Source organism: Nocardia sp. NPDC059228 (genome assembly GCF_042754245.1).
GTDB lineage: Bacteria > Actinomycetota > Actinomycetes > Mycobacteriales > Mycobacteriaceae > Nocardia.
Genome location: NZ_JBHZAL010000006.1, coordinates 318,075 through 342,557, shown reverse-complemented (window position 1 = coordinate 342,557; position 24,483 = coordinate 318,075). Strand labels below are relative to the sequence as shown.

The window sequence follows — 24,483 nt, the reverse complement described above, 5'->3', positions numbered from 1 at the left end:
CATTGGAAAGGCCCCGCACCGGGGCCATCGTCTCATCCATCGTCGCAGTCACCCGGAAATCATAGGATGACCCGATGATGTGATGCAACGAATGTGAGGCAAGGTACGCTGTCACCCGTGCAACCAGTCCGGCGCACGAGCCTCATCGCCCAGGTGACCGAGCAGCTTCGTGCCGAAATCCGTTCCGGCCGTTGGGCCGTCGGCTCGCGTATCCCCACCGAACCCGAGCTCACCGAACTCACCGGCACCGGCCGCAATACCGTGCGCGAGGCCGTCCAGGCCCTCGTGCACGCCGGCATGCTCGAGCGCAGACAGGGCTCGGGCACCTACGTCATCTCCACCTCCACCCTCGGCGGCACCCTCACCGAGTACCTGGCCGACGCCCAGCAGCGCGATGTCCTGGAACTGCGGCGGGCCCTCGACACCACCGCCGCCCGGCTGGCCGCCGAGCGCCGCGACGACACCGACATCGCGACCCTGCGACGCGTGCTCGAGGAACGAAACCGCTACTGGGACACCGACTTCGATGCCGCCATCGAGGCCGACGTGCAACTGCACCGCGCTATCGTGGTCGCCAGCCACAATGCGGTATACCTGGAGTTCTACGACTCGCTGCTGCCCGTCATCGCGGCCGGGATCAGGTTCCGGTCCGAGCGGGAGGGCGAGACGTACCACGACGAGCATGCCGAACTGGTGCAGGCGGTCATCGACGGCGATCCGGAACGGGCGGCCCGCACCGCCAATTGCTTCCTCGACTCGCTCATGGCCGAATACCGGACGCTTGATACGAAATTCGAGTAACCGAAAGGTCACCACTCGACACGCCGCCGGGTGAGGTCGAATTACCGTCTCCGTCACGGAAAAACACTCGGATGTAAAAAGCGCTTCCTACGGTTGGACGCGACCGCAGCGGTTCCCCGACGACCGGGAACCCATGATGAGGGCGGTCGCGACAGGCGAGAGGACAGCTGCTCATGGCAACAGTGGTAGAGGCACCGGAAACAACCTTCGCCTTCCAAAGACGCGGACGGTGGATCGACCGCTGGGAACCGGACAACAGTGAATTCTGGGAAAACGGGGGTAAACAAACCGCCCGGAAAAATCTGATCTTCTCCGTTTTCGCGGAGAACCTCGGATTCAGCGTCTGGGTGCTGTGGGCCAGCGTGGTCACCGCCATGGGCTCGGCCGGATTCGCCTTCCTGAGCGCGAAGAATCCCGACGCGGTCAACAACGCGCTGCTGCTCACCTCCACCCCGACCCTGGTCGGCGCGGCCCTGCGCGTGCCCTACACCTTCGCCATCCCGCGCTTCGGCGGCCGCGCCTTCACCGCCTTCAGCGCGGCCATGCTGCTGCTCCCCACGCTGGGTCTGGCGTATTTCATCAACCAGCCGAGCACACCCATGTGGGTGTTCATGGCGCTGGCCGCACTCGCGGGTGTCGGCGGCGGCAACTTCTCGTCGTCGATGGCCAATATCAACTTCTTCTTCCCCGAGGGTAAGAAGGGCGCGGCGCTGGGCATCAATGCCGCGGGCGGCAATCTCGGTGTGGCACAGACACAATTGTTCGTCCCGCTCATCATCACGCTGGGCACCCACATCATGGCCAAGAACCCGGGCGGCTACCGGTTCGGCATCACACTCGCTGTGCTGGTGTGGATTCCGTTCATCCTCGTCGCCCTGTTCGGCGCGCTGCGCTACATGGACTCGCTGTCCGGCGCGAAATCCGATGGCAAGTCCTACAAACTGGCCCTGAAGAACCGGCACACCTGGGTGATGGCCATCCTCTACATCGGCACCTTCGGCTCCTTCATCGGCTTCTCCTTCGCCTTCCCCACCCTGCTCAAGGCCAACTTCCCGAGCCTGGCCAAGATCGGCTGGATGGGCACCCTGGGCAACCTGGCCTTCCTCGGCGCGCTCGTGGGTTCCATGAGCCGGCCCTTCGGCGGCTGGATCGCCGACAAGCTCAGCGGCGCGAAGATCACGCTGTACGTCTTCGGTGGCATGGCGGTCGCCGCCGCGCTCATCGTGGCGTCGCTGTCGGCCAAGAACTTTCCGCTGTACCTGATCTCGTTCCTGCTGCTGTTCGTGTTCAGCGGCATCGGCAACGGGTCGACCTACCGGATGATCCCGATGATCTTCACCGCTGAAGCGCGGCGGCATGCCTCGGAGACCGGTCAGGACATCGGGGCGGCCCTGATCTCCGCGAAACGGCAGGCGGGTGCGGCCATCGGCGTCATCGGCGCGATCGGCGCGGCGGGCGGCTGGATCCTGCAGCAGGCCCTGCGACTGTCGAACACCCACTACCACAGCATGAATCCGGCCTTCTGGGGCTACGTGGTGGCCTACCTCGCCATGGGCGCGGTCTGCTGGTGGTTCTACCTGCGCTCGTCCTTCGCGGTCGGACGCGCACCCTCCCTGGCCCACGCCAACGTCTGAGCGGACCCAGTACTCAGGCAATGACTTTGGAAGCGCGCCCTTCCAGAGATCCCCATCCTCAGGGGTACAGAAAGGCCGCGCCGGATTCGTCGCCCGGCGCGGCCTTTCCGTTCTGTTCATCCCCCTAGAGCAGCAGGCGGATCATGTCGGCGGTGCGGGCCAGGCCCGGGAACGCCTCGGGGGTGGATCGCGGGTGCAGGGCGTGTACGGCGAGGCGGAACATGACCGCGCGCACCAGCATCTGCGGCCATTCGGGGAGATCGCCCCAGCGTTCCAGCAGGCCGTCGTCGGCGCCGCCCCAGGACAGGGCATCGACCACGATGACCGCCGCCGCCCAGGGCGCCGGTCGCCAGTACGGGGTGATGTCGGTGAGACCGGGCGCGAAACCGCCCGAGAACAGGACGGTTCCGAACAGATCGCCGTGCACCAGCTGTGCGGGAGTGGTCACCGGTTTGCGCAGCGTGGACAGCTGGGTGATCAGGATCTGGCTGCGGTCGCCGTCCGGGGAGGTGGCCTGCAGCATGCCGCCCAGCTTGAGACTGCGCAGCGGAACCGCTTCCCACGCAGCGCGATCCGCGGCCGCGAAGACATCCACGTCCACCCACGGCGCGACCGGCTGCGCGGCCAGGAAACGCGGACGCTCCAGCCGCGCGGTCACCTGGTGCAGGCGCAAGGACAGCGACACCACTTCGTCGTGCCGCGGCTCCGGCATGCCCTCGAGGAAGGTGTCGGCGCGCCAACCGGATACGACATACCGTCCATCGGTGGCCCGCACCGGCCGCGCCAGGCGCAGCCCGTCCACCCGCAGGGTCTCGCGCACCTTCGCCGACCACGCCGCTCGCGCGTGATCGGTCACCGGGCTCAGGACCACATCGCCACAACGCCAGCCGCCGTCCCAGTTCCCCAGCGGAACCGGCACTTCCTCGCGCAACCCGAAGGTCGAGCGCACATGCTCGGGAGGTTCCACAGCAGTCATGGTCACGCGCGTACGGTACCGCTGTGAAGAGGCGTAAATCGGACGCCACGCTGTCTCGCCTCCCCGCGGCCCGAGGCCGGACTCGGGTGCCGTCGGCATCGCGTACGCGACCGCGGGTCGAGTACGCGACCGATTTCGGACGTGCCCGGGGAGTTACCCGAATCCTCCCGAAATCAGTTGTCGCCTCCCGATCGATCGATGCTCTCGGTCAGTAGACCGGCAGCGACGGGTCGACCTGGTTGGCCCAGGCGATGATTCCGCCCTGGAGGTGGGTGGCGTCCGAGAAACCGGCGTTCTTGAGCGCCGCGAGCGCCTCGGCGGAGCGGATTCCGGTCTTGCAGTGCAGGACGATCGGGGTGTTCTGGGGCAGTTCGGACAGGGCCTCGCCGGAGAGGATGCGGTCCTTGGGGATCAGGGTCGCGCCCTCGATGCGGACGATGTCCCATTCGACGGGCTCGCGCACGTCGATGATGGCGACGTCCTTGCCGGCATCGAGCAGCTCCTTGAGGTCCCGGGCGGTGATGGTGGAGCCGATGGCCGCGGCCTGGCCCTCCTCCGACACCACGCCGCAGAACGCGTCGTAGTCGATGAGCTCGGTGATGGGCTGACGCTCCGGATCGCGGCGCAGCTTGATGGTGCGGTAGCTCATGTCCAGTGCGTCGTACACCATGAGCCGGCCCAGCAGGGGATCGCCGATACCGGTGATCAGCTTGATCGCCTCGGTCACCATGATCGAGCCGATGGAGGCGCACAGCACGCCCAGCACGCCGCCCTCGGCGCAGGACGGGACCATGCCCGGCGGCGGAGCCTCCGGGTAGAGGTCGCGGTAGTTGATGCCGCGGCCATCGGGGGCGTCCTCCCAGAACACCGATACCTGGCCCTCGAACCGGTAGATCGAACCCCATACGTAGGGCTTGCCGGCCAGCACCGCGGCGTCGTTGACGAGGTAGCGGGTGGCGAAGTTGTCGGTGCCGTCGACGATCAGGTCGTAACGGCTGAACAGCTCGACCGCATTGTCGGGTTCGAGGCGAATCTTGTGCAGCTCCACGGTGATTCCGGAGTTGATCTCCAGAATCGAATCGCGGGCGCTGTCCGCCTTGGAACGGCCGATATCGGACTCGCCGTGGATGATCTGACGCTGCAGGTTGGAGGCATCGACCTCGTCGAACTCCACGATGCCGAGCGTGCCGACACCGGCGGCGGCCAGGTACAGCAACGCCGGGGAGCCCAGCCCGCCGGCGCCGATCACCAGCACCTTGGCGTTCTTCAAGCGTTTCTGACCGTCCACCCCGAGGTCCGGGATGATCAGATGGCGGCTGTAGCGGGCGACCTCGTCCCGGGTCAGCTCCGTCGCCGGCTCCACCAGGGGCGGCAGGGAGGGATGCGATGACACGTCTTCGGACTCCTCAATCGAATTCGCCGGAAACTCGCGGCCACTGCTGCAACACCGCAGGGCGGGGCGTTCTTCCCCAAGCCTACGGATGTCACGTCACAGCCGGGCGGGGAGGTCGAACAGACCGAAGAGGTCCGGGGAGTGGAACAGGTCCAGGCGGGCGAAGCCGTCGCGGTCGAGGGTGAGGACGTGGAGGTTGGCGGCCTCGAAGACATCGCCGCGCTCGACGTAGGCGGCCAGGGCCGGGCGATTGTTGGCGCGGGTGGGTAGCAGGCGGAAGGCCTCGCCGCGGGCGAAGACCCGGCCCAGGAAGGCGGTGACGGCGTCGCGGCCCTCGAACCAGGCCAGGAACGGCGGCATCTGGAGCACGGCGTCGTCGCGCAGGATGCGCTTGAGGGCGTCGATGTCCATGGCCTCGAACGCCTCGACGTAGCGCTTCAGCAGCTCGCGTTGCTCGTCGTCCCCCAGTTCGGCGGAACCCGCCTGGACGCCGGACAGCTGCGCGTGCGCCCGCTGCAGGGCGCTGTTGACGGCGGCGGTGCTGGTGTCGAGCAGCCCGGCCACCTCGGCGGCCCGCAGCGCCAGCACGTCCCGCAGGATCAGCACCGCGCGCTGCAACGGCGGAAGGTGTTGCAGCGCGGCCACGAACGCCAGGCGCACACTCTCCCGGGCCGCCACCACCGCCGCCGGATCGCCGTCCCCGAGCAGCGCGTCCGGGAACGGCTCCAGCCACGGCAGTTCGGGCGAAGGATCGAGACGCTCCGCCCCCACCACCGGATTCGGCTGTGCCAGATCGACCGGCAGCGCTCGCCGCTGCGCGCTCTTCAACGCGGTCAGGCAGACATTGGTGGCGATCCGATACAGCCAGGTGCGCAGCGAAGCCCGTTGCGGGTCATAGGAATCCGCCGACCGCCAGGCGCGCACCAGGATTTCCTGCACCAGATCCTCGGCATCATGCAGCGAGCCGGTCATCCGGTAGCAGTAGGCGAGTAGTTCGGGGCGGTGCGAATCGGCGACGGCGACCACGTCGTCGACGGTGGCGGTCATCCCACCTTGCTAGCACGGCGTCGCCGAGCCGTCGAGCCATGGGCCGCCGACCAGCGGCCGATGAGTTTTCGCGAGCCGGTGAGTACGTACCCGTGACACCCGAACCGACCCGAAAGGTCACTCCCCCATGACCACTCACCAGCGCTGGACGCTCGCCCTCACCTCGGTGGCGTCACTCATGGTGGGGCTCGACGCACTCGTCGTCACCACCGCGCTCAACACCATCCGGATCCAACTCGGCGCGTCGCTCGAGGCGCTCGGCTGGACCTTCAACTCCTACACGCTCGCACTCGCGGTATTCCTGCTGACCGCCGCGGTGATCGGCGACCGCATCGGCCGCCGCCGCCTGCTCATCGCCGGGCTCGCGCTGTTCACCGTCTCCTCCGCCGCCTGCGCGCTGGCCACCGGCATCGGCGCGCTGATCGCCGCCCGCGCGGTGCAGGGCATCGGTGCGGCCATGATCATGCCGGCCGCCTTCGCCCTGCTCGGCGTGGCGTTCCCGCCCGCCCAGCGCGGACGCGCCATGGGCATCTTCGCCGGGGTCACCGGGCTGGCCATCCTGGGCGGACCCGTCGTCGGCGGGGCCGTGGTGCAGGGCCTGACCTGGCAGTGGATCTTCTGGCTCAATGTGCCCATCGGCGCGGCCCTGATTCCGGCCGTCCGCCGCTGGGTCACGGAGAGCACCGGGCCCGCCGCCCAGGTCGACACCGTCGGCGTCCTGCTGTCCGGGCTCGGCGTGCTCGGGCTGGTGCTCGGACTGGTGCGCGGCAATGCGATCGGCTGGACCAGCGCCGAGATCCTGGGCGCGCTGCTCGGCGGCGGTGCGCTGCTGGCGGCCTTCGTCGGCTGGGAGCTGCGCACCCCGCAGCCCATGGTGCCCATGCGGCTGTTCACCCGCCCCGGCTTCGGCGCCGCCAATCTGGCGGGGCTCCTGATGACCGCCGCGATCTTCGGCACCGCGTTCTTCTTCGCCCAGTACCTGCAGGCCGGGCTGCACAACACCCCACTCGGCTCCGGGCTGCGCCTGCTGCCCTGGACCGCAACGCTTTTCGTGGTCGCGCCGCTGGCGGGCGCGCGCATGAGCCGGATCGGCGAGCGCCGGTTGATCGTGGCCGGACTGCTGCTGGCCGGGATCGGCCTGCTCTGGATCGCCCTGGCCGCCGGGGCCGGGGCCGGATACCCGGCGCTGATCGGGCCGATGCTGCTGACCGGTATCGGCATCTCGGCCGCCATGCCCGCGGTGCAGAACGCCGCGATGAGTTCGGTCGGACCGGAGTCCATCGGCACCGCGTCAGGGATCTACAACGCCCTGCGCCAGCTCGGCGGCAGCTTCGGAATCGCGGTCACCTCAGCGGTTTTCACCGTCACCGGCGGCTACACCTCGACGACGGCCGTTCAGCACGGCTTCCGCGCGGCGCTGCTCACCGCGGCCGCGGCGGCGACTCTGGGCGCCCTGGCGGGTCTGGGCGTCGCACGGCACCGGCCTTCGGCCGCAACGGAATCCGTGCCCGCCGTCGTGGTGGAGGGAGCTCAGGCCCGCGGGTAGGGCCACGGGTTGAAGCGGCAGGTCTTGCCGTCCATCGGCACCACGCCTTCGGGATCGAGCTTCGCGATGTCGTTGTTCCTGGTCCCGAAGGTCTGCTGCATCATGACCGGCGCCAGCCCGCCGTCGACCTCGCACGGCTGGTGCTCGTGGTAGCCGATGGCATGTCCCACTTCGTGATTGATCTGGTACTGCCGGTAGGAGCCGACGTCGCCCTCGAAGGCCAGCGCCCCGCGCACCCAGCGCACCTCCGAGAGCACCACGCGGCCCAGATCGGCGTTGTAGCAGGAGGAGTCGACCGGGATCTCGAAACCGCAGGACTTGCGGGTGGTGTCGCGGGAGGTCAGCGAGATGCGGAAATCCGGAATGCCGGTGTCCACGCGCCGGAAGCCGAAACGCGGATCGTGGGTCCAGGACTTGGGATTCGCGAGCGTGGCGTCGACCATCTGGCCGATGGCCGGATCACCGCCGAGGCTGGCGGTGTCCACGCCGTCCTCGATCTCCACCGTGTAGGTGAACACGTGCTGGGAGCCGGTGCCGACCTGCGCGGTATTGCCGGGCACCACGTGCCAGTTGCCGGTGCCGGTGTCGGTGTAGGGCCCGCCGGGCGGGACCGCGCCGGTGGGCAGATCGGCCGCGTACTTGCCGTCGCCCTTGGGAGCGCCGCCGATGATGCCGCTGGGCTTGTCGGTGTGCTCGCTGAGACGGCCGAAGCCGGGGAGTCCGGTGCTGGCGTCGCCGGTGTGGCGCAGGGCGTCCACGGCGACCAGGACGGTGATGACCAGCAGCACGGGCAGGGCGTAGGCGCGCCAGCCGTAGGTGCTCACGAAGCGGCCCAGCGGACTCTGCTTCTTGGTCTCGCGATCGGGGCGCTGCCGGTTGCGGGCGTCGGCGGGCGGGGCGGTGGGATCCCAGCGGGCGCGCAGCGGCTGGTGCGGCAGCGGCAGGTGATCACCGGCGGGCTGACCTGGATCGGGTGCGGGTCCGGGCGGTGTGATGAGCCCGGAAGATACCGAGGGGCCGGTCTGCGATGCGCTGGCGCCGGTGTACAAACCGAGCGGATCGTAGATCGGCCCGCTGGGTCTTCCTCGGCGCTTGTTACCGGCGGTCTTCGGCGCACCTGCCCCCACGGGGCGGCCCGAATCAGGCCCGCCGGAACTACTGCCCCCATGGTCGGTCACGACTGACAGACTCTCATAGCCCGCCCCCACGCACGGAAGGGCCGTCGCCGCGCGGTGCTATTGCTGCGAGATATCTCACGCCAAAGCGGCAGAGCTCACAAATCAGAACATGTGCTACACAGTTGTGATCGGCCTCGCATAATCGATGCGAGTCCCACTCGACCATCACAGTGCTGATCGACAACAACCAGCACACCAAAATTCGGAACCTGGATCGGCACGGGGCCCATGAGCGAGTATCGTTCGTGGGATACCGGTGACATCCTTCCCACCGGGAATCAACTGGGAGAAAAGGCAATGACTGACCTCGTGGACCGGATGACGTCGCACCGCATGTCATCCGAGGCCATGGCGGCGAGCAAGCGCGGAACCCGCCTGCCCCGTGAGGCGCGCCGGGCGCAGCTACTCGCGGCCGCCAGCGAGGTCTTCGTGCTACGCGGCTATCACGCCTCGGGCATGGATGAGATCTCGCAGTGCGCCGGCGTCAGCAAACCGGTGCTCTACCAGCACTTCTCGAGCAAGCTCGAACTGTATCTGGCGGTCCTGCAGAACTACGTCGACGCCCTGGTGTCGAGCGTGCGCCAGGCGCTGCGCTCCACCACCGACAACAAGCAGCGTGTGCGCGCCGCCGTGCAGGCCTACTTCGACTTCGTCGATCACGAAACCCAGGGCTTCCGACTGGTTTTCGAATCCGATCTGACCAATGAGCCGCAGGTGCAGCGCCGGGTCGAGCAGGCCACCGAGGCCTGCGTGGACGCGGTCTTCGACCTGGTCGCCCACGACTCCGGCCTGGAGCCCTACCGCGCCCGGGTGCTCGCCGTCGGCCTGGTCGGCGCCAGCCAGCTGAGCGCGCGCTACTGGCTCGAGGCGGACCGGCCGATCAGCAAGGACGACGCGGTCGACACCACTGTCGCATTGTGCTGGGGCGGCCTGAAGCACGTGCCGCTGCACCCGATGGATTGAGATCTGAATCCCCGGCAACAATAAAAGAATTGCCCCGCCGAGCGGCTCGGCGGGGCAATTCTTTTATGTCACTGGGGGTTTCAGGAAGCCCCGAGAGTTCGGCTAGACGGCCGCGAAGCCGACGCGACCCGAGGAGGGGGTGCCGATCTCGACATAGGCGACCTTCGCGGCCTGGATCAGGAACTTGCGGCCCTTCTCGTCGGTCAGCGTGACGACGCCGCCCTCACCCTGGAGCGCGCCGGTGACGGCCGCCTCGACCTCGGCGGGGGTCTGCGAGCTGTTGATGACGAGCTCACGCGGGCTATCCGAAATGCCGATCTTGACCTCCACGGCCAACCTCCGAACCTAGAGTCCTTGTGCTGTCCTGATCACGCTAGCGCAGCCGGGACAGCGGCCGGCCGCGACCGCCTGCGCTGTCAGCGAACAGCACCCACGGCACTGTCGGGGAACAGCCACCCACGGCGCTGCCGGGGAACAGCGCAGACGGCGGGAAGAACGGGAGCGTCAGCTCAGGCCGAGGACGCGCATGCGCTCGGCGTGACTGTTCTGCATGTGCTCGAACAGCGTGGCGACGCCGTTCAGATCGCCGGTGGCGGTGAGCACCAGCTCGGTGAGCCCGTCGCGCTGCGCCATCACGTACTGCGCCTGGGTGATGGCCTCGCCCAGCAGGCGGCGGCCCCACAGCGCCAGCCGGTCCCGCTCGGACCGGTTCTGGGCGACCGCGGTGCGCACCTCCTCGATGACGAATTCGGAGTGGCTGGTCTCGGCCAGCACGTCGCGCACCACGTCGGCGACCTCGGGAGCCAGGGCGCCGGCGATCTCGGTGTAGAAGTCGGCGGCGATGCCGTCGCCGACGTAGAACTTGACCATCGACTCCAGCCAGGTGGAGGGGTCGGTGGAGGCGTGATAGGCGTCCAGGGCGCGCACGAACGGGGCCATGGCGTCGAAGATGTCGACGCCACGATCCGCCAGCGCCCGCTCCAGGGTCTTGAAGTGTTCCATCTCGTTGCCGGCCATCTTGGCGACGGCCACCCGGCCGCGCAGCGTGGGCGACAGCTTGGCCTCTTCGGCGAGACGGTAGAAGGCGGAGATCTCACCGTAGGCGAGGACCGCGAAGAGATCGGTGGCTCCAGGATGTTCGGCGGAGATACGGCCGTCGGAAGGCACTGACATACGGTCGCCAGAGGACTCCGAGGCAGCGCCGAGCGCAGTGGACGAGTTTGCTCCCATGGGACCCCACCCTAGCGGCCGGAAACGACGCGCATTCACCCATCGGCGACGACACTCGGAGCGTACCCTCAATACGTTCGTAAGGCCTTGCGACACAACGTAATTCAGGGCTGGTCGCGCAGGAACTTGTCCAGATGGGTCCACGTGGTGTCGCGGGCGATGAGAATGCCGAGGTGAGAGCCGGGTGCGGTCTCGTATCGCACCTCCGGCGAGCCGGTCAGCGTCGTCGTCCCGTGCTCCACGGCGGCGGCCGGGGTGATCACGTCGTTCGGTCCGCCGACGAGCAGCACCGGCTGGGTGATGTCGGCCAGCGCGATCTGCTGCTCGCCCAGGTGCACCACGCCCTTGCCGATGTCGTTGTTGAGGATGAAGCGGCCCCACAGCTGGTTGTAGAAACGCCCCGGATAGCCGGGCAGCGAATTCTGGAACCGGTCGATGGTCTCCATCCGGGCCAGGGTCGCGGTGTCCGCGAGATTGCTCGCGATGAAGAACGGCCGCTTGAGTTCCCGATCCCAGGCGGTGGCGCGGTAGGCGATCCGGGTCAGCTGCGCCGAGACCCCGCCGGCGGCGCGAATGGCCGCGGTGGCGGTGCGGCCGCCGTCGATGCGGGCCAGGGTGCGCAGTTCGCGCGCACCGATCATGTGGTCGTAGCTCAGCGGCGCGCCGACGGCCGTGATGGAACGGATGGGCAGCGCCTGATCGGCCGCGGCGGTCAGCAGGGCCAGGACGCCGCCGATGGACCAGCCCACCAGATCCACCGAACGGCCGCCGCGATCGGCCGAGACCTCGCGGATGGCCTCGGGCAGGATGTCGTCGATCCAGGTCTCGAAGCCCATGCGCCGGTCCTCGAAGGTGATGTCGCCGTAGTCGACCAGGTAGGGCGCGCGGCCGGTCTCCAGCAGGAACCGGGCCAGACTCTGATCGGGGCGCAGGTCGAAGCAGAAGGCGGGCGCGGCCAGCGGCGGTACCAGCAGCACGGCCGGATCGTCGGCGCCCGCGCCGTCGTAGCGGCGCAGTTCGCGATGCGGCGCGTCGGACAGCACCGTCGACGGGGTGGATTCGGGGGCCTCGATGCCGTCGCCGAAGGTCAGCGACCACATGTTGCGGGCGGCGGTGGTCACGGTGTCTGCCAAGCTCACGGCAATACCTTCGCAGATAGTGCTACATGGTGTATCACCTATGTGAGCAACTCAACTGTCCGCGCGGTGGCCGACACGGTTGTCCCCGGACGAATTATGGTGCGCCACAATCATTAACGGCAATGCGAAACCCCGGATCAGACCGTCTTTCGCTACCGATAAGCGCGCCGACCAGCGCAATAACGCCACACATTAGCGGTGGCGGAAATCAGGGCGAAGGCCGTATCACGCTACAATCTCCGCGGACGGCGGAATTCATGCCCGTAGTCCATGGAAAATGTGCGCGCACTCCGATCCGCAGCACTGCACCGCCGCGCCAGGTCGACGCCCATCCACCGGAGAGGCATCCCGCAGCGGCGAGAAACACGGATCAAGTGGTCGTCGCGGACCGACCGGGTCCGCCCCACGCCTCGTGCGCGCGAGACGCGATAAACGAGGAAAGGCAAGAACCTGAGCAAGATCACCGTAGAGCAGGAACCGGGTGTGGCGGACACGCTGCTGACCGCGGAACTCGACGACACCCACCTCGCTCCCACTTTCGCCGAATTGGGCGTGCGGCCGGAAATCGTCCGGGCCCTCGCCGAGATCGGCATCGAACGCACTTTCGCCATTCAGGAACTCACCCTGCCGCTCGCGCTGGCCGGTGAGGATCTCATCGGCCAGGCCCGCACCGGTATGGGTAAGACCTTCGGCTTCGGCGTGCCGCTGCTGCACCGCATCGCCACCGGCGACTCCGGCACCAAGGCCCTCGACGGCACGCCGCGTGCGCTGGTCATCGTGCCGACCCGCGAGCTGTGCATCCAGGTCACCCAGGATCTGGAGAACGCCGCCAAATATCTCGACGACAGCACCGGAACCAAGGTGCGCATCACGTCGATCTACGGCGGCCGCCCCTACGAGTCGCAGATCGAGGCGCTGCGCGCCGGTGTCGACGTGGTCGTCGGCACCCCGGGCCGCCTGCTGGATCTGGCCGAGCAGCAATATCTGATCCTCGGCAAGGTGCAGGTGCTGGTCCTCGACGAGGCCGACGAAATGCTCGACCTGGGCTTCCTGCCTGATATCGAGCGCATTCTCAATATGGTTCCCGAGCAGCGCCAGACCATGCTGTTCTCGGCCACCATGCCGGGTCCGATCATCACCCTGGCCCGCACCTTCCTGAACCGGCCGACGCACATCCGCGCCGAGGAGCACCACGAGTCCGCGGTGCACGACCGGATCACCCAGCTGGTCTATCGCGCCCACGCGCTGGACAAGAGCGAGCTGGTGGCTCGCATCCTGCAGGCCGAAACCCGCGGCGCGACAATGATTTTCGCGCGCACCAAGCGGACCGCGCAGAAGGTCGCCGACGATCTGGCCGAGCGCGGCTTCGCCGTCGGCGCGGTGCACGGCGACCTGGGGCAGATCGCCCGCGAGAAGGCGCTCAAGAAGTTCCGCGAGGGCAAGATCGACGTGCTGGTCGCCACCGATGTGGCCGCCCGCGGCATCGATATCGACGACGTCACCCACGTCGTCAACTACCAGTGCCCGGAGGACGAGAAGACCTACGTGCACCGCATCGGCCGCACCGGCCGCGCCGGCAAGACCGGTGTCGCGGTCACCCTGGTGGACTGGGACGAGCTGAACCGCTGGAGCCTCATCGACAAGGCCCTCGACCTCGGCATCCCGGAACCGGTCGAAACGTATTCCCGCTCCCCCCACCTGTACGAGGAGCTCGGCATCCCGGAGGGCGTCACCGGCGTCATCCGCAAGCGCAAGCCCGAGCGCGACGAGGACGCCGTCGTGGTGGAGCGCGAACGCGGCGGCACCCGCAGCCGCAATCGCCGTCGTACCCGCGGCGGCCGGCCGGTCGAGGGCGATACGGCCGTGGTGACCACCGAAACCCCTGCCGCCGAGGCCGATTCGGCCGCCGGCGATCCGGAGAAGTCCGGCCGCCGTCGCCGCCGTCGCCGCCGTGGCAAGGGCGGCAACACCCCGGCCGACGCCGTCGTCGCGACCACGGTCGAGACCGAACTCGATACCGACGGACCCGCCGAGGTTGCCGACGTCGTCTCCGAGGTTGCCGACGTCGTCTCAGCGGATGCCGGGGACGGCGCCCGCCGGGGACGCAAGCGCACCCGCCGCGGGGGCAAGGGTTCCGCCGAGGGCACCGGCGTGACCGAGGCCGCCGCCGACGTCGTCTCGGAGGCCGCGGTCGCCGAGCCGCCCGCGCCGGTCGAGGCGAGCGTGGCCACCACGACGGTCGAGCCGGTCGCCGAGGCGGTCGTGGCCGATGCGCCCCGGAAGCGCACCCGCCGGACCAAGGCAGCCGCCGAGGCTCCGGTCACTGCCGCCGAGGCCCCGGTGGCCACGGAGTCGACGGTCGTCGCCGAGACCGACGTCGCGACAGCGGCTCCCGTGACCGCCGAAGCGGACGCGCCCCGCAAGCGCACTCGCCGCACCAAGGCCGCCGTGGCCGAATCCGGCACCGGCGCAGAGGGTTCCGCCGTCGCGGTGGAATCCTCCGCCACCGATGGCGACTCGGCCGAGCCCGCCCTGCGGGCGCCGCGCAAGCGCGCCAGCCGCGCCGCGAGCACTGCGCCGACCGCCGACGAGACCGCCACCGACGGCGACGCCCAGGTCGCCGCGGAGGCTCCGAAGAGCGCGCCGCGCAAGCGGACTCGCAAGGCCGCGGCTGCGACCGTCGAGGCCGGCGGCGCCGAGGCCACCGCCGGAGCGGAAGCGCCGAAGGCCGCGCCCCGCAAGCGGACTCGTAAGGCGGCCGCGGCGACCGTGGACGCCAACGGCGCGACCGCGGTGGTCGCGGAGGCGGCGGACGGTGCCGAGGTGGTCGCGGAGGCGCCGAAGGCCGCGCCGCGCAAGCGGGCCCGCAAGGCCGTCAAGGCGGAGGTCGAAGCGGTCGAGTCGAGTACTGCGGCAAGCGGTTCCGACGAGCCCGCGGCGGCGGCTCCGGTGCGGCGGACGCGGCGGAAGAAGGCCGACGTGGACGCCGAGGCCGCCGTGGTGGTGACCGATACCGCGGTCGCGGCCTCGGCCTAGCCGCGCCGATCGGTTACTCTCGCTGTCGTGCTCGCACCCGAGCGGCGGACACGCGCCGATATTCTCACCGCTGTCGCGATCGCCGCTCTGGTGGCGATCGCGGCAGCGGTCGTGGCGCTGACCAGCGATGTGCGCGGCACCCACGCGCAGCCCGCGAACCACACCCTCACCCCGCCACCGGCGGCCGACTCGGTGCCCGCGCAGGTCAAGGAGCTGTGGCACGCACCGGACGGCGCGGCCATGCGCTCGCTGACGGTGGGCGCGGTGGCCGTCACCGCCGACGACGGCACCGTCATCGGGCGGGATGCCCGCACCGGCGACGAGGTCTGGAAGTACCAGCGGGACATGCCGTTGTGCGCGGTGGAGGTCCAGTTCGGGACGGTCATCGCCACCTACCTGGATCAGCGCGGCTGCAGTCAGACCACCCTGCTCAACGCCGAGACCGGGACCCGGGTGGCGGCGCGGTCCAGCTACATGGACAAGCGGATCACCCTGGCCCCGGACGGCACCTATGTGCTCGCGCTGGGCGACGACCGCCTGGAGATGTGGCGCTCGGATCTGGTCCGCACCCTCGAATACGGCTATGTGGACGCCCCGGTGAATCCGCACACCCAGCCGCGCACCGACTGCCGGCTGCTCTCGGCGGGCTCGGCGCCCAGCCGGGTGGCGGTACTGGAACGCTGCCCCAAGGACTCCGCCGACCGGCTGTCCATCCTCAATCCCGCGCCCAAGGACGGCACGGTGCCGGAGGAGTACAGCACGCACGTGCTCAACGAGCCCGGCGGCGCGGTGGACGGGGCGCGCGTGATCGCGGTGTCCGACACCCGGACCGCGCTCTACCTCCCCGCCGGCCCGACCACCCCGCCGGTGCTGACCATCTATGACGTCAGCGGCAATCTGCTTGCCACCCACCAGGTTCCGGCCTTCACGGACACCGCCATGGTGGCGCGCCTGTCCACCGGTTTCTTCGTCTTCACCGGCGACAGCCTGATCGCCCTCAACCCCACCACCCTCGACCCGCAGTGGGGCGCCCAGCACGTGCTCGGCACCCCGGCGCTGATGGCCGGCCAGCTGGTGGCTCCGGTCCCGGACGGCCTGGCCGTCCTGGATCCCGGCACCGGCGCGCAGGTCTCGCGAATCCCGCTGCAGCGCAGCGACTATCACAACGAGCCCATCGGGCTGAGCGTCTCGGGCAGCGTCTTCCTGGAGCGCCGGGGCACCCAGGTGTACGGCGTCGGCGCGGCCGCTTGACCCGGTCGCTCACGGGGTGCCCGATTCCGACGGGTCGCTGGCGCCCGCTAGGTATTCGGGGAGGCGGTGGAGCATGATCGAATTCATGAGTGGTGGCGAATTCCGGTTGGTAGTGCTGCGACACGGGGAGACGGCCTGGTCGGCCGCGCGCCGCCACACCGGCCGCACCGATGTGCCCCTCACCGAGATCGGCGAGGCGCAGGCCCGGGCCGCCGGAAAACTGCTGTACGACATGGAATTGCGGAATCCGCTGGTGCTGTGCAGCCCCCGGCAGCGCGCGCTGCGCACCGCGGCGCTGGCCGGGCTCCCCGGCGTCGTCGTCGACGACGACCTGGTGGAGTGGGACTACGGCGACTACGAGGGCCTCACCACGCCCGAGATCCAGCAGATGTCCCCCGGCTGGACCATCTGGACCGGCGAGACCCCCGAGGGCGAGACCGCCGAGCACGTCCGCAAGCGCGCCGACCACGTGCTGGCCACCGTCATCCCCGAGCTGGCCACCCGCGATGTGGTGCTGGTCGGCCACGGCCACTTCTCGCGCGCGCTCATCGCCCGCTGGGCCGAGTTCGAGGTGATCGAAGGCCGCCGATTCTTCCTGTCCACCGCCGCGGTTACGGTGCTGGGACACGATCACCAGGCTCGAACCGTGCTCGCGCACAATCTGGTTCCGCCGCTCAACCCGTAGGAAGGGGCCGCCGAATGATTCGCCGCGCCACCCCCGCCGACATCCCGGCGCTCGTCCAGCTCGTCCACGATCTGGCCGAGTACGAGAAGGCCGCCGACGAGTGCACCCTCACCGCGGCCCAGCTCGAGACGGCCCTGTTCGGGCCGCAGCCCGCGCTCTACGCCCATGTGGCCGAGACCGATCACGGCGTGGTGGGCTGCGCCATCTGGTTCCTGAACTACTCCACCTGGAAGGGCGTGCACGGGGTCTATCTGGAGGATCTCTACGTCAAGCCGGAGGTCCGCGGCCGTGGGCTGGGCAAGAGCCTGCTCGCGACGCTGGCCCGCGAGGCCGTCGAGCAGGGGTACGCCCGCGTCGACTGGTCGGTGCTCACCTGGAACACCCCGAGCATCGACTTCTACGAATCCATCGGGGCCGAGCACCAGCACGAGTGGACCGGCTACCGCCTGCGCGGCGCGGCCCTGGCCCGCCTGGCGACGCACGCCGACGACTGAATTCGCCGCGGCATCCGAATTCGCCGCAGCATCGCTGGAAAGCGCTCGCTCACCGGAGTGGTGGGCGAGCGTCCGAAAACTCGCTCACGGGCCACTGAGCAACGATTACGGCGACTCTGCGCACACCGCGGCGGCTACTCCTCGACGGAGCCGTAGCCCGCGGCCATCCACCGATTCGAGGCCGGGGCGAACAGCGCACCCAGCGCACCCAGCGCCAGCAATCCCAGCGGCGCCCCGAACTCCGGTCGATCCGAGGTGAACATGTAGTACGCGACACCCAGCAGCAGCAGCTGGGTCAAGGTGGCGATGGCCCGCCCCCACCGCTTCCCGCGCATCAGCCCGATCCCCGCGGCGAGCACCGCGCCGCCCAGGATGGCCGCGTACCCGGCGGTGAGATAGCTGTTCTTGGGGCTCTGCGCCGACCCGTTCGCGCCGACGATGATCAGCACGACCATCGCGACCAGGCCCAGCGCGCCCTCCAGGGCGACCAGCGCGCCCGCCACGCGCACCGTCGCGGGCACTACGTCGCTCTCGCCCGCGGGCTTGTTCTCGCCGTTGTTCTGCTCAGCCACCCGCCCAGCCTACGACCGGGCGTCGTTGCGCAGTGCACCCGTCCGGCCGAAATCAGTTCGGAACTGGCACTTCAAGGTTCGCGGCCGTCTCGTTCTGGACTGACGGAGCGGGGGAGCGAAGCGGAGGAGCGGAGGAGGGAAGAACGAGACTTCGGGGCCGCGAACCCGCCGGAGCGGAGCGGAGGCAAAATAGGCATCGTGCGGACCTTGCTTATCGTGAACCCGAATGCCACTTCGACCACTCGGTCCACTCGCGATCTGCTCGCTCACGCACTGGAAAGCCGCACCCAGCTGACCGTTCGCCACACCGAGCACCGGGGGCACGCCGCCGAGCTGGCGCGCTGGGCCGCCGACACCCGGATGGACCTGATCGTGGTGCACGGCGGGGACGGCACGGTGAACGAGACCGTCAACGGTTTCCTCCCGCTGCCGGGTGAGCCGCAGCGGGAATGGCTGCCGCGGCTCGGCGTCATCCCGGGCGGCTCGGCGAATGTGTTCGCGCGCTCGCTGGGCATCGAGCCGGATCCGGTGACCGCCACCAATCAGCTCATCGATCTGGTGGCCGACGACGCGGACCGCCGTATCGGGCTCGGCGTCGCCGACGATCGCTGGTTCCTCTTCAGCGCCGGTGTCGGGCTCGACGCGGATGTGTGCGAGGCCATCGACGCCAAGCGCGCGGATGGCAAAACCGCGACGCCCGCTCGCTATCTGCGCACTACGGTCCGGCAGTTCTTTCGCGCCAAACGGCATGCCCCGCAAGTGCGTCTCGACATTCCAGGTCACGAACCGGTAACAGACGCGCATTACGCATTCGTGACGAATGCCAGTCCCTGGACTTTTCTCGACAACAGGCCCGTGGTCACCAACCCGGGGACCGCATTCGAATCGGGTCTCGGAGTGTTTGCGATGCGCACCATGGGCGTTCTGCCCACCCTCATGGTCGCCCGGCAGTTGCTGTCAGCCCATGGAGATCCCAAGAGCCGCACCTTGTTTCGCGATGACGACGTGCCGGCCGTGACCGTCACCGCAGCCGAACCGATCGGCTTGCAAATCGACGGCGACTTCATCGGACGCCGCAACATGGTGAATTTCACAGCAGTCCCGGATATCCTCGATGTGGTCGCGCCGAAGCCCTAGCCGGTTCGACACGCCCTAGAAACATCGCGGTTGCGCTGCGAAAACTGGCTCAACCGAGTACAAATGACACGGCGGATCCCCATGTAGGGGTCTTACAGCGTGAGCTTCCCCACGGTGCACCGGGTATCTATTGACATCTACGGTGTTCGTGAAAGCATTCACAAGCAACCGTGCGGAAACATTCGAGTCGCACAAGTGAACGGACCACAAACCCGAGGGGCAGCGCCGTGCGCGCCCTAGCAAAGGAGCAGAGGAATGGACTGGCGCCACAAGGCCATCTGTCGCGACGAGGACCCCGAGCTGTTCTTCCCGGTGGGAAACAGTGGTCCGGCGCTCGCGCAGATTGCCGATGCCAAGCTGGTCTGCGCTCGCTGCCCCGTCACCGCTGACTGCCTTTCCTGGGCCCTGAAGTCGGGCCAGGATGCCGGCGTGTGGGGTGGTATGAGCGAAGACGAGCGTCGCGCGCTGAAGCGCCGCAACGCGCGTACGCGTACCCGCACCGTCGTCTAACCAGCTAGGCGACAGGCGTTACGGCCGACCCCAGCCTCGCGGCCGCAACGCAATTCGGCCCGGCACCACATTCAGGTGCCGGGCTTCAGTGTGTAAAGGGGCCGGACCAAGTCCGATCACGAGAGTAATTCCCGTTCAACGGGATTGACTCTTCGAACGAAAGTTCGGGCGCAGATTTTTCACTACGCCCGAACTCGTGTGCCGCGCAATATGTTTCAGCGGGCGGAGCGACGACCGAGGGGAACTCGCAGGACCGCGTCGGTGCCGACATCGGCACCGGGATGAAGTCCGATGGACCCGCCCAATTCCGCCGTCACGAGAGTACGGACGATTTGCAGGCCCAACCGGTCGGAAGCTTCCAGGCTGAATCCGTCGGGCAGGCCGCGGCCATCGTCGCTGATGATGACATCGAGCCAGCGCGCCGAACGCTCGGAACGGATTGTGACAGTACCGTTCTCGCCGGCGTCGAAGGCGTGCTCGATGGCGTTCTGCACCAGCTCGGTCAGCACCATGACCAGCGGCGTCGCCCGTTCGGCGGAGAAGACGCCGAGCGATCCGGCGCGGCGCACCTTGATGCGGGCGGTGTGCACGGTCGCCACATCGGCCATGATCGGCAGCAGGCGGTCCACCACCTCGTCCAGATCGACCTCTTCGTCAACCGACATGGACAGCATTTCGTGCACCGAGGCGATCGAGGTGACCCGGCGGACCGATTCGGTCAGGGCCAGGCGAGCCTCCTCGTTCTCGGTGCGGCGGGCCTGCAGTCGCAACAGCGCGGCCACCGTCTGGAGGTTGTTCTTCACCCGGTGGTGGATCTCGCGAATCGTCGCGTCCTTGGACAGCAGCGCGCGGTCGCGCCGCTTCACCTCGGTGACATCGCGGACCAGCACCGCGGCCCCGGCGAGTTCCCCGTGCGGGCGCAGCACCAGGGTGCGCAGCAGCACGGTCGCCCCGCGCGCCTCGACTTCCATTCGGCGCCCGGCCTTTCCGGCCAGGGCCGCCTGGATGTCGCCGACGACCTCCTGCGCGTCGAACGGATCGGTGATCAGCGAGCGGGTGGTCAGGGCCAGATCCTGGCCGACCAGGTCGTTCTGCAAACCCATGCGGTGATAGGCCGACAGGGCATTGGGGCTGGCGTAGACGACGGTGCCCTCGGTGTCGAGGCGGATGAAACCGTCGCCCGCGCGGGGGCTGGAGTGCGCGCCGGTGCGGTCCTCGAGCGCGGGCCAGGTGCCGTCGGCGACCATCTGGCACAGGTCGTCCGCGCAGGACATGTAGGCGATCTCGAGGCTGGAGCGCATCTTGCGGCGCTGGGTATCGGTGTCGCGGCCGAGCACGGCGATGATGTCGTCACCGACCCGCACTGGAATCGCCTCGCGCATGGCATGCACGGGATGCGGGTGATAGACGCCGGTGAGGGCGGTATCGGTTTCGGTGCGAGCGATATCGGCGGTCAGCAGGGCCTCGAACACCTGCGGATTCGCCTCCTTGGTGGCGAGGGTGCCGACCAGATCCTCGAGGTGCACGGTGGGCGCGGTGGTGGGGCGGCACTGGGCGACGCACACCACCTCCGCGCCCGCGCTGACCGGGCCCGTGCCCACCCAGAGCAGCAGATCCGCGAAGGACAGATCCGCCAGCAACTGCCAGTCCCCCACCACCCGCTGCAAATGGTCGACGGCCGCACCCGGTAGATCGGTGTGCTCGGCCAGTAGCTCACTCAGTGTCGACATTCACCCACGCTCCTCTGTTCCCACGTCGCGTGTATGTTCCCACGCGACACGGCAAGGGCGCGTCAGGAGCAGGTCGGGGGGTCGTCGCTCAGGAGATGACGGCGATCAGGTCACCCTGCTGCAGCACCTGGCCGGGGCTGACGTGGATGGAGGCGACGGTGCCCTCGATCTCGGAGATGACGGGGATCTCCATCTTCATCGACTCCAGCAGGACCAGGGTCTGGTCGACGCTGACCTTCTCGCCGACAGTGACCTCGATGTTCAGCACAGTCGACACCATCTCGGCCTTCACTTCCTCAGCCATGTACACCTCTCGCGTTCGCGTGACCCGTAGCCCCTGACGGTACAGCCAACCACACATGAAAGAATGGCGGCCGACTGAAGGGAGATTACCTATGGGTAAGCGTGGACGTAAGAAGCGTGGCCGCAAGAAGAGTGCCGCCAACCACGGCAAGCGGCCGAACGCCTGAGCCGTAGCGAAAAGCTCGAAAACTGCTGAGCGGCACCACTTCCCATCGGGAAGGGTGCCGCTCAGTTCCGTCTCTCCGGGACTTCAGCGGACAGCCGGTTGCCGTTCGCACCCGTGCCGGCGGTCAAGTGCCGAACCTATTTTGGACGTACCCGGTGAGTTACCCGGGTCGCCACCAAATCAGTTCTCCGGCTCCGTAACGACACGCGTTTCCACATGCGTGTAGCTGGTCCGGATCTCCATCGTCAGGCGCTGGCGCAGGGAATCCGGCGCGCGGTCGCCGCCGCATTTGCGATTCAGCAGCGACTTCAGCTTCTCCTCCAGGCCGTAGGCCTCGATGCACGGCGAGCAACGGTCGATGTGCTCACGCAACCGTGCCTTCACGGTGTCGTCGCACTCGTTGTCCAGGAGCAGCCAGACATCGGCGAGCACCGCCGAGCAGTCCAGTTCTTCCATCTCGTCGCTCACTGGGTTACCTCCTCACGCGCCGCATCGCTGCCCGACCGATTGAATCCACGTTCCCGCGCCACGTCGGCGAGCAGGCCCTTGAGCTGCTTACGGCCACGGTGCAGACGGGACATGACGGTACCGATGGGAGTTCCCATGATCTCGGCGATTTCCTTGTAAGGGAAGCCCTCCACGTCGGCGTAGTACACCGCCATCCGGAACTCCTCGGGAAGCGACTGCAGAGCGGCCTTGATGTCGTCGTCCGGCAGCGCCTCGAGGGCTTCCATCTCCGCGGAGCGCAGACCGGTGGAGGTGTGCTCGGCGGTGGAGGCCAGCTGCCAGTCGGTGATCTCGTCGGTCGGATACTGCGCGGGCTGGCGCTGCTTCTTCCGATACGAGTTGATGTAGGTATTGGTGAGGATGCGGTACAGCCACGCCCGCAGGTTGGTGCCCTCGCGGAACGAGCGGAACCCCTGGTAGGCCTTGGCGAAGGTCTCCTGCACCAGATCCTCGGCATCGGCCGGGTTGCGCGTCATGCGCAACGCCGCCCCGTAGAGCTGGTCCAGCAGCGGGAGCGCGTCACGCTCGAATCGCGCGGCCAGTTCCGCCACGGATTCGGTACTCCTGGCACCGGATTCGCTCACCTCGTCATAGTCGACCGCTTGATCGTCGCCGGCGTCGATGCGCTCGCTGTCCGCGTCGTCATCACGCTGGCGATCGACCATGTCGTCGTCGCTCGTCACGCTAATCCCTTCGATCGCCGTAGCAATTGAATCTACCGCGAACAGGGATTCGGCCAGGAAACCGGCCGGGGGCGCGACGTCGGCGGCTCCCCTGCGGAACAGCAGCGGCCCGGTCCGCACCGGGGGCTCTTCGACCAGAACGGTCACCGACTCCTCCTTGGATGAATGGGATGCGTGCGCTCGCGAACCGTGGGCCCTGCGGTTGCTGCGAAGCGCGTATCGCGTGCAACAGGCGTGGCGCTCACCCTGTTCCCAGCACCGGAAATCCGGTTGCGTCGGCTGGATAGGGTGAGCCCATGGCTGCAGCTCCGACCCCGGCGATCAAGGCTCTGATGCAGGCGAAGGTGGACCACCGGGTGCACTCGTATCCCCATGACCCGCGCAGTGATTCGTACGGGGCGGAGGCGGTGGAGGCGCTCGCCGGCGAGCTCGGGGTTACCGCCGGGCAGATCTTCAAGACGCTGGTGATCGAGCTGGGGTCGGGCGGGCTGGCGGTGGCGGTATTGCCGGTGCCGACCACGCTGTCGCTGAAGGCGGCGGCCGCGGCGCTGGGCGGCGGCAAGGCCGCCATGGCCGACAAGGCCAAGGCGGAGCGGACGACAGGGTATGTGCTGGGCGGGATTTCGCCGCTGGGGCAGAAGAAGCGGCTGCCGACCGTCATCGACGAGTCGGCGCTGGAGTGGGATCGGGTGCTGTGCAGCGCGGGTAGGCGCGGGCTGGAGATCGAGCTCGCCCCGGCGGATCTGGTCCGGCTCACGGGAGCGGTGACGGCCGCGGTCGCGGTGGCCTGACCCGCCCCCAAGGGGCGAATTGTCCGATTCTCCCGTGAGCGGAGACACAACCTCCGGAAAAAACTTGCCAAGGGACAACTATGTCGGAATACTTGCGCCGTACAACTAGTTGACGCATACAAGCAGTTGACCGACGCAAGGAGGTGAGACCGACCGTGACCGACGATGACCCGGCGACTACCCCCACCGACATCGACGACGGCCTTGTCGACGCCATCGCCTACGAGATCGCCCGGCTCACCAAACTGCGCGACCGCACCAATGCGCAGATCGCGTCCATGACCCAGGGCGAAATCGAACCGGCCGCGTTCAGCATCCTGTTCCAGCTGATCCATGACGGCCCGAAACGCTCGGGCGCGCTGGCCGAGGCCCTCTATTCCGACGCCTCCACCATCAGCCGGCAGGTCGCGAGCCTGGTCAAGCGCGGACTCATCGAGCGCCGCGCGGATCCGGCCGACGGCCGGGTCAGCGTCCTCGACGTGACCGACACCGGCCGCACCGTGGCCGCCCAGATCCGGGCCCGCCGCAACGACTCGCTGCGCCACATGCTGGTCGGCTGGGATCCCGATGAACGGGAGACCTTCGCCGCCCTGCTGCGGCGCTTCGTCGACGGCTACGAGGAGACCCGGCAGCGCATGCTGGCCGATATCGCGGCCCACAAAGACCTTCAGTCCTATTACGCACCCGCGGAGAGCAATTCGTGACAACACA

24 protein-coding genes and 1 pseudogene are annotated in these 24,483 nt (G+C 68.3%); 13 read left to right on the top strand and 12 right to left on the bottom strand.

All coding sequences use genetic code 11. From position 1 onward, the window contains the following. Positions 1-117 precede the first annotated feature (117 nt). Complete coding sequence (locus ACFXKA_RS13755; RefSeq protein ID WP_354834026.1) at positions 118-801, top strand: FadR/GntR family transcriptional regulator; 684 nt, start codon at positions 118-120, stop codon at positions 799-801. Positions 802-974: 173 nt separating this feature from the next. Then, positions 975-2,435 (top strand): MFS transporter, encoded by a 1,461-nt coding sequence (locus tag ACFXKA_RS13750; RefSeq protein ID WP_379427440.1) that lies wholly within the window; start codon positions 975-977, stop codon positions 2,433-2,435. Between the two features lie 124 nt (positions 2,436-2,559). Here ACFXKA_RS13750 and ACFXKA_RS13745 read toward each other — a convergent pair whose 3' ends face one another. The 3 genes from ACFXKA_RS13745 to ACFXKA_RS13735 form a co-directional block, all read right to left on the bottom strand. Further along, positions 2,560-3,411, bottom strand: coding sequence for a TIGR02569 family protein (locus tag ACFXKA_RS13745; protein WP_354834152.1), 852 nt, complete (start codon positions 3,409-3,411; stop codon positions 2,560-2,562). 208 nt (positions 3,412-3,619) lie between these two features. Next, a complete protein-coding gene (gene moeZ, locus ACFXKA_RS13740; protein WP_354834022.1) occupies positions 3,620-4,804 on the bottom strand; it encodes an adenylyltransferase/sulfurtransferase MoeZ in 1,185 nt (394 codons plus the stop codon). Positions 4,805-4,900: 96 nt separating this feature from the next. Next, positions 4,901-5,851, bottom strand: a complete 951-nt coding sequence (locus tag ACFXKA_RS13735) for a sigma-70 family RNA polymerase sigma factor (protein WP_379427439.1) — start codon at positions 5,849-5,851, stop codon at positions 4,901-4,903. Between the two features lie 127 nt (positions 5,852-5,978). Between ACFXKA_RS13735 and ACFXKA_RS13730 the strand changes: the two genes are divergently transcribed. After that, a complete protein-coding gene (locus ACFXKA_RS13730; RefSeq protein WP_379427438.1) occupies positions 5,979-7,397 on the top strand; it encodes a DHA2 family efflux MFS transporter permease subunit in 1,419 nt (472 codons plus the stop codon). Here the strand turns inward: ACFXKA_RS13730 and ACFXKA_RS13725 are convergent. Beyond that, positions 7,382-8,341, bottom strand: a complete 960-nt coding sequence (locus ACFXKA_RS13725; protein ID WP_379427466.1) for a DUF3152 domain-containing protein — start codon at positions 8,339-8,341, stop codon at positions 7,382-7,384. The genes ACFXKA_RS13730 and ACFXKA_RS13725 overlap by 16 nt on opposite strands. A gap of 531 nt (positions 8,342-8,872) precedes the next feature. Here ACFXKA_RS13725 and ACFXKA_RS13720 point away from each other — a divergent pair. Continuing rightward, positions 8,873-9,538, top strand: a complete 666-nt coding sequence (locus tag ACFXKA_RS13720) for a TetR/AcrR family transcriptional regulator (RefSeq protein ID WP_354834016.1) — start codon at positions 8,873-8,875, stop codon at positions 9,536-9,538. 102 nt (positions 9,539-9,640) lie between these two features. On the opposite strand, the gene ACFXKA_RS13715 is transcribed toward ACFXKA_RS13720, so the two are convergent. From ACFXKA_RS13715 to ACFXKA_RS13705, 3 genes are all read right to left on the bottom strand, one after another. After that, a complete protein-coding gene (locus ACFXKA_RS13715; RefSeq protein ID WP_354834015.1) occupies positions 9,641-9,868 on the bottom strand; it encodes a DUF3107 domain-containing protein in 228 nt (75 codons plus the stop codon). A 174-nt stretch (positions 9,869-10,042) separates the two neighbouring features. Then, positions 10,043-10,768, bottom strand: a complete 726-nt coding sequence (locus ACFXKA_RS13710; RefSeq protein WP_379427437.1) for a ferritin-like fold-containing protein — start codon at positions 10,766-10,768, stop codon at positions 10,043-10,045. A gap of 104 nt (positions 10,769-10,872) precedes the next feature. Further along, positions 10,873-11,907 (bottom strand): alpha/beta fold hydrolase, encoded by a 1,035-nt coding sequence (locus ACFXKA_RS13705; protein WP_379427436.1) that lies wholly within the window; start codon positions 11,905-11,907, stop codon positions 10,873-10,875. Between the two features lie 483 nt (positions 11,908-12,390). Between ACFXKA_RS13705 and ACFXKA_RS13700 the strand changes: the two are divergent. The 4 genes and pseudogenes from ACFXKA_RS13700 to ACFXKA_RS13685 form a co-directional block, all read left to right on the top strand. Continuing rightward, positions 12,391-13,656: pseudogene (locus tag ACFXKA_RS13700) on the top strand (DEAD/DEAH box helicase); the annotation flags it as partial. 1,314 nt (positions 13,657-14,970) lie between these two features. Then, entirely contained in the window at positions 14,971-16,194 is a 1,224-nt protein-coding gene (locus ACFXKA_RS13695; RefSeq protein ID WP_379427435.1) for a hypothetical protein, read from the top strand. A 73-nt stretch (positions 16,195-16,267) separates the two neighbouring features. Then, the gene (locus tag ACFXKA_RS13690; RefSeq protein ID WP_354834008.1) at positions 16,268-16,879 is read left to right on the top strand and encodes an acid phosphatase; all 612 of its coding nucleotides are present in this window, start codon (positions 16,268-16,270) and stop codon (positions 16,877-16,879) included. 14 nt (positions 16,880-16,893) lie between these two features. Beyond that, positions 16,894-17,373 (top strand): GNAT family N-acetyltransferase, encoded by a 480-nt coding sequence (locus ACFXKA_RS13685; protein WP_354834006.1) that lies wholly within the window; start codon positions 16,894-16,896, stop codon positions 17,371-17,373. A 134-nt stretch (positions 17,374-17,507) separates the two neighbouring features. Here the strand turns inward: ACFXKA_RS13685 and ACFXKA_RS13680 are convergent, their stop codons facing one another. Then, positions 17,508-17,945 carry a hypothetical protein gene (locus ACFXKA_RS13680; RefSeq protein WP_354834004.1) on the bottom strand — a complete coding sequence of 146 codons (438 nt, stop codon included), beginning with the start codon at positions 17,943-17,945 and terminating at the stop codon, positions 17,508-17,510. A 198-nt stretch (positions 17,946-18,143) separates the two neighbouring features. Here ACFXKA_RS13680 and ACFXKA_RS13675 point away from each other — a divergent pair, with 198 nt between their 5' ends. After that, positions 18,144-19,082 (top strand): diacylglycerol/lipid kinase family protein, encoded by a 939-nt coding sequence (locus ACFXKA_RS13675; RefSeq protein WP_379427434.1) that lies wholly within the window; start codon positions 18,144-18,146, stop codon positions 19,080-19,082. Between the two features lie 255 nt (positions 19,083-19,337). Beyond that, positions 19,338-19,592, top strand: a complete 255-nt coding sequence (locus ACFXKA_RS13670; protein ID WP_011211115.1) for a WhiB family transcriptional regulator — start codon at positions 19,338-19,340, stop codon at positions 19,590-19,592. 215 nt (positions 19,593-19,807) lie between these two features. On the opposite strand, the gene ACFXKA_RS13665 is transcribed toward ACFXKA_RS13670, so the two are convergent. After that, positions 19,808-21,322 (bottom strand): histidine kinase N-terminal domain-containing protein, encoded by a 1,515-nt coding sequence (locus ACFXKA_RS13665; protein ID WP_357002128.1) that lies wholly within the window; start codon positions 21,320-21,322, stop codon positions 19,808-19,810. 88 nt (positions 21,323-21,410) lie between these two features. Beyond that, entirely contained in the window at positions 21,411-21,626 is a 216-nt protein-coding gene (locus ACFXKA_RS13660; RefSeq protein WP_379427433.1) for a biotin/lipoyl-binding carrier protein, read from the bottom strand. 91 nt (positions 21,627-21,717) lie between these two features. Here ACFXKA_RS13660 and ACFXKA_RS13655 point away from each other — a divergent pair, with 91 nt between their 5' ends. Continuing rightward, a complete protein-coding gene (locus ACFXKA_RS13655; RefSeq protein WP_154787346.1) occupies positions 21,718-21,792 on the top strand; it encodes a 50S ribosomal protein bL37 in 75 nt (24 codons plus the stop codon). Positions 21,793-21,971: 179 nt separating this feature from the next. Here ACFXKA_RS13655 and rsrA read toward each other — a convergent pair whose 3' ends face one another. Together rsrA and ACFXKA_RS13645 are read right to left on the bottom strand one after the other, a co-directional pair. Beyond that, complete coding sequence (rsrA, locus tag ACFXKA_RS13650) at positions 21,972-22,247, bottom strand: mycothiol system anti-sigma-R factor (protein ID WP_354834147.1); 276 nt, start codon at positions 22,245-22,247, stop codon at positions 21,972-21,974. A gap of 8 nt (positions 22,248-22,255) precedes the next feature. Beyond that, a complete protein-coding gene (locus ACFXKA_RS13645; RefSeq protein WP_379427432.1) occupies positions 22,256-23,128 on the bottom strand; it encodes a sigma-70 family RNA polymerase sigma factor in 873 nt (290 codons plus the stop codon). Positions 23,129-23,277: 149 nt separating this feature from the next. On the opposite strand from ACFXKA_RS13645, the gene ybaK reads away from it, so the two are divergent. Next, positions 23,278-23,772, top strand: coding sequence for a Cys-tRNA(Pro) deacylase (gene ybaK / locus ACFXKA_RS13640; RefSeq protein WP_354833994.1), 495 nt, complete (start codon positions 23,278-23,280; stop codon positions 23,770-23,772). A 155-nt stretch (positions 23,773-23,927) separates the two neighbouring features. After that, complete coding sequence (locus ACFXKA_RS13635) at positions 23,928-24,476, top strand: MarR family winged helix-turn-helix transcriptional regulator (protein ID WP_379427431.1); 549 nt, start codon at positions 23,928-23,930, stop codon at positions 24,474-24,476. Positions 24,477-24,483 lie beyond the last annotated feature (7 nt).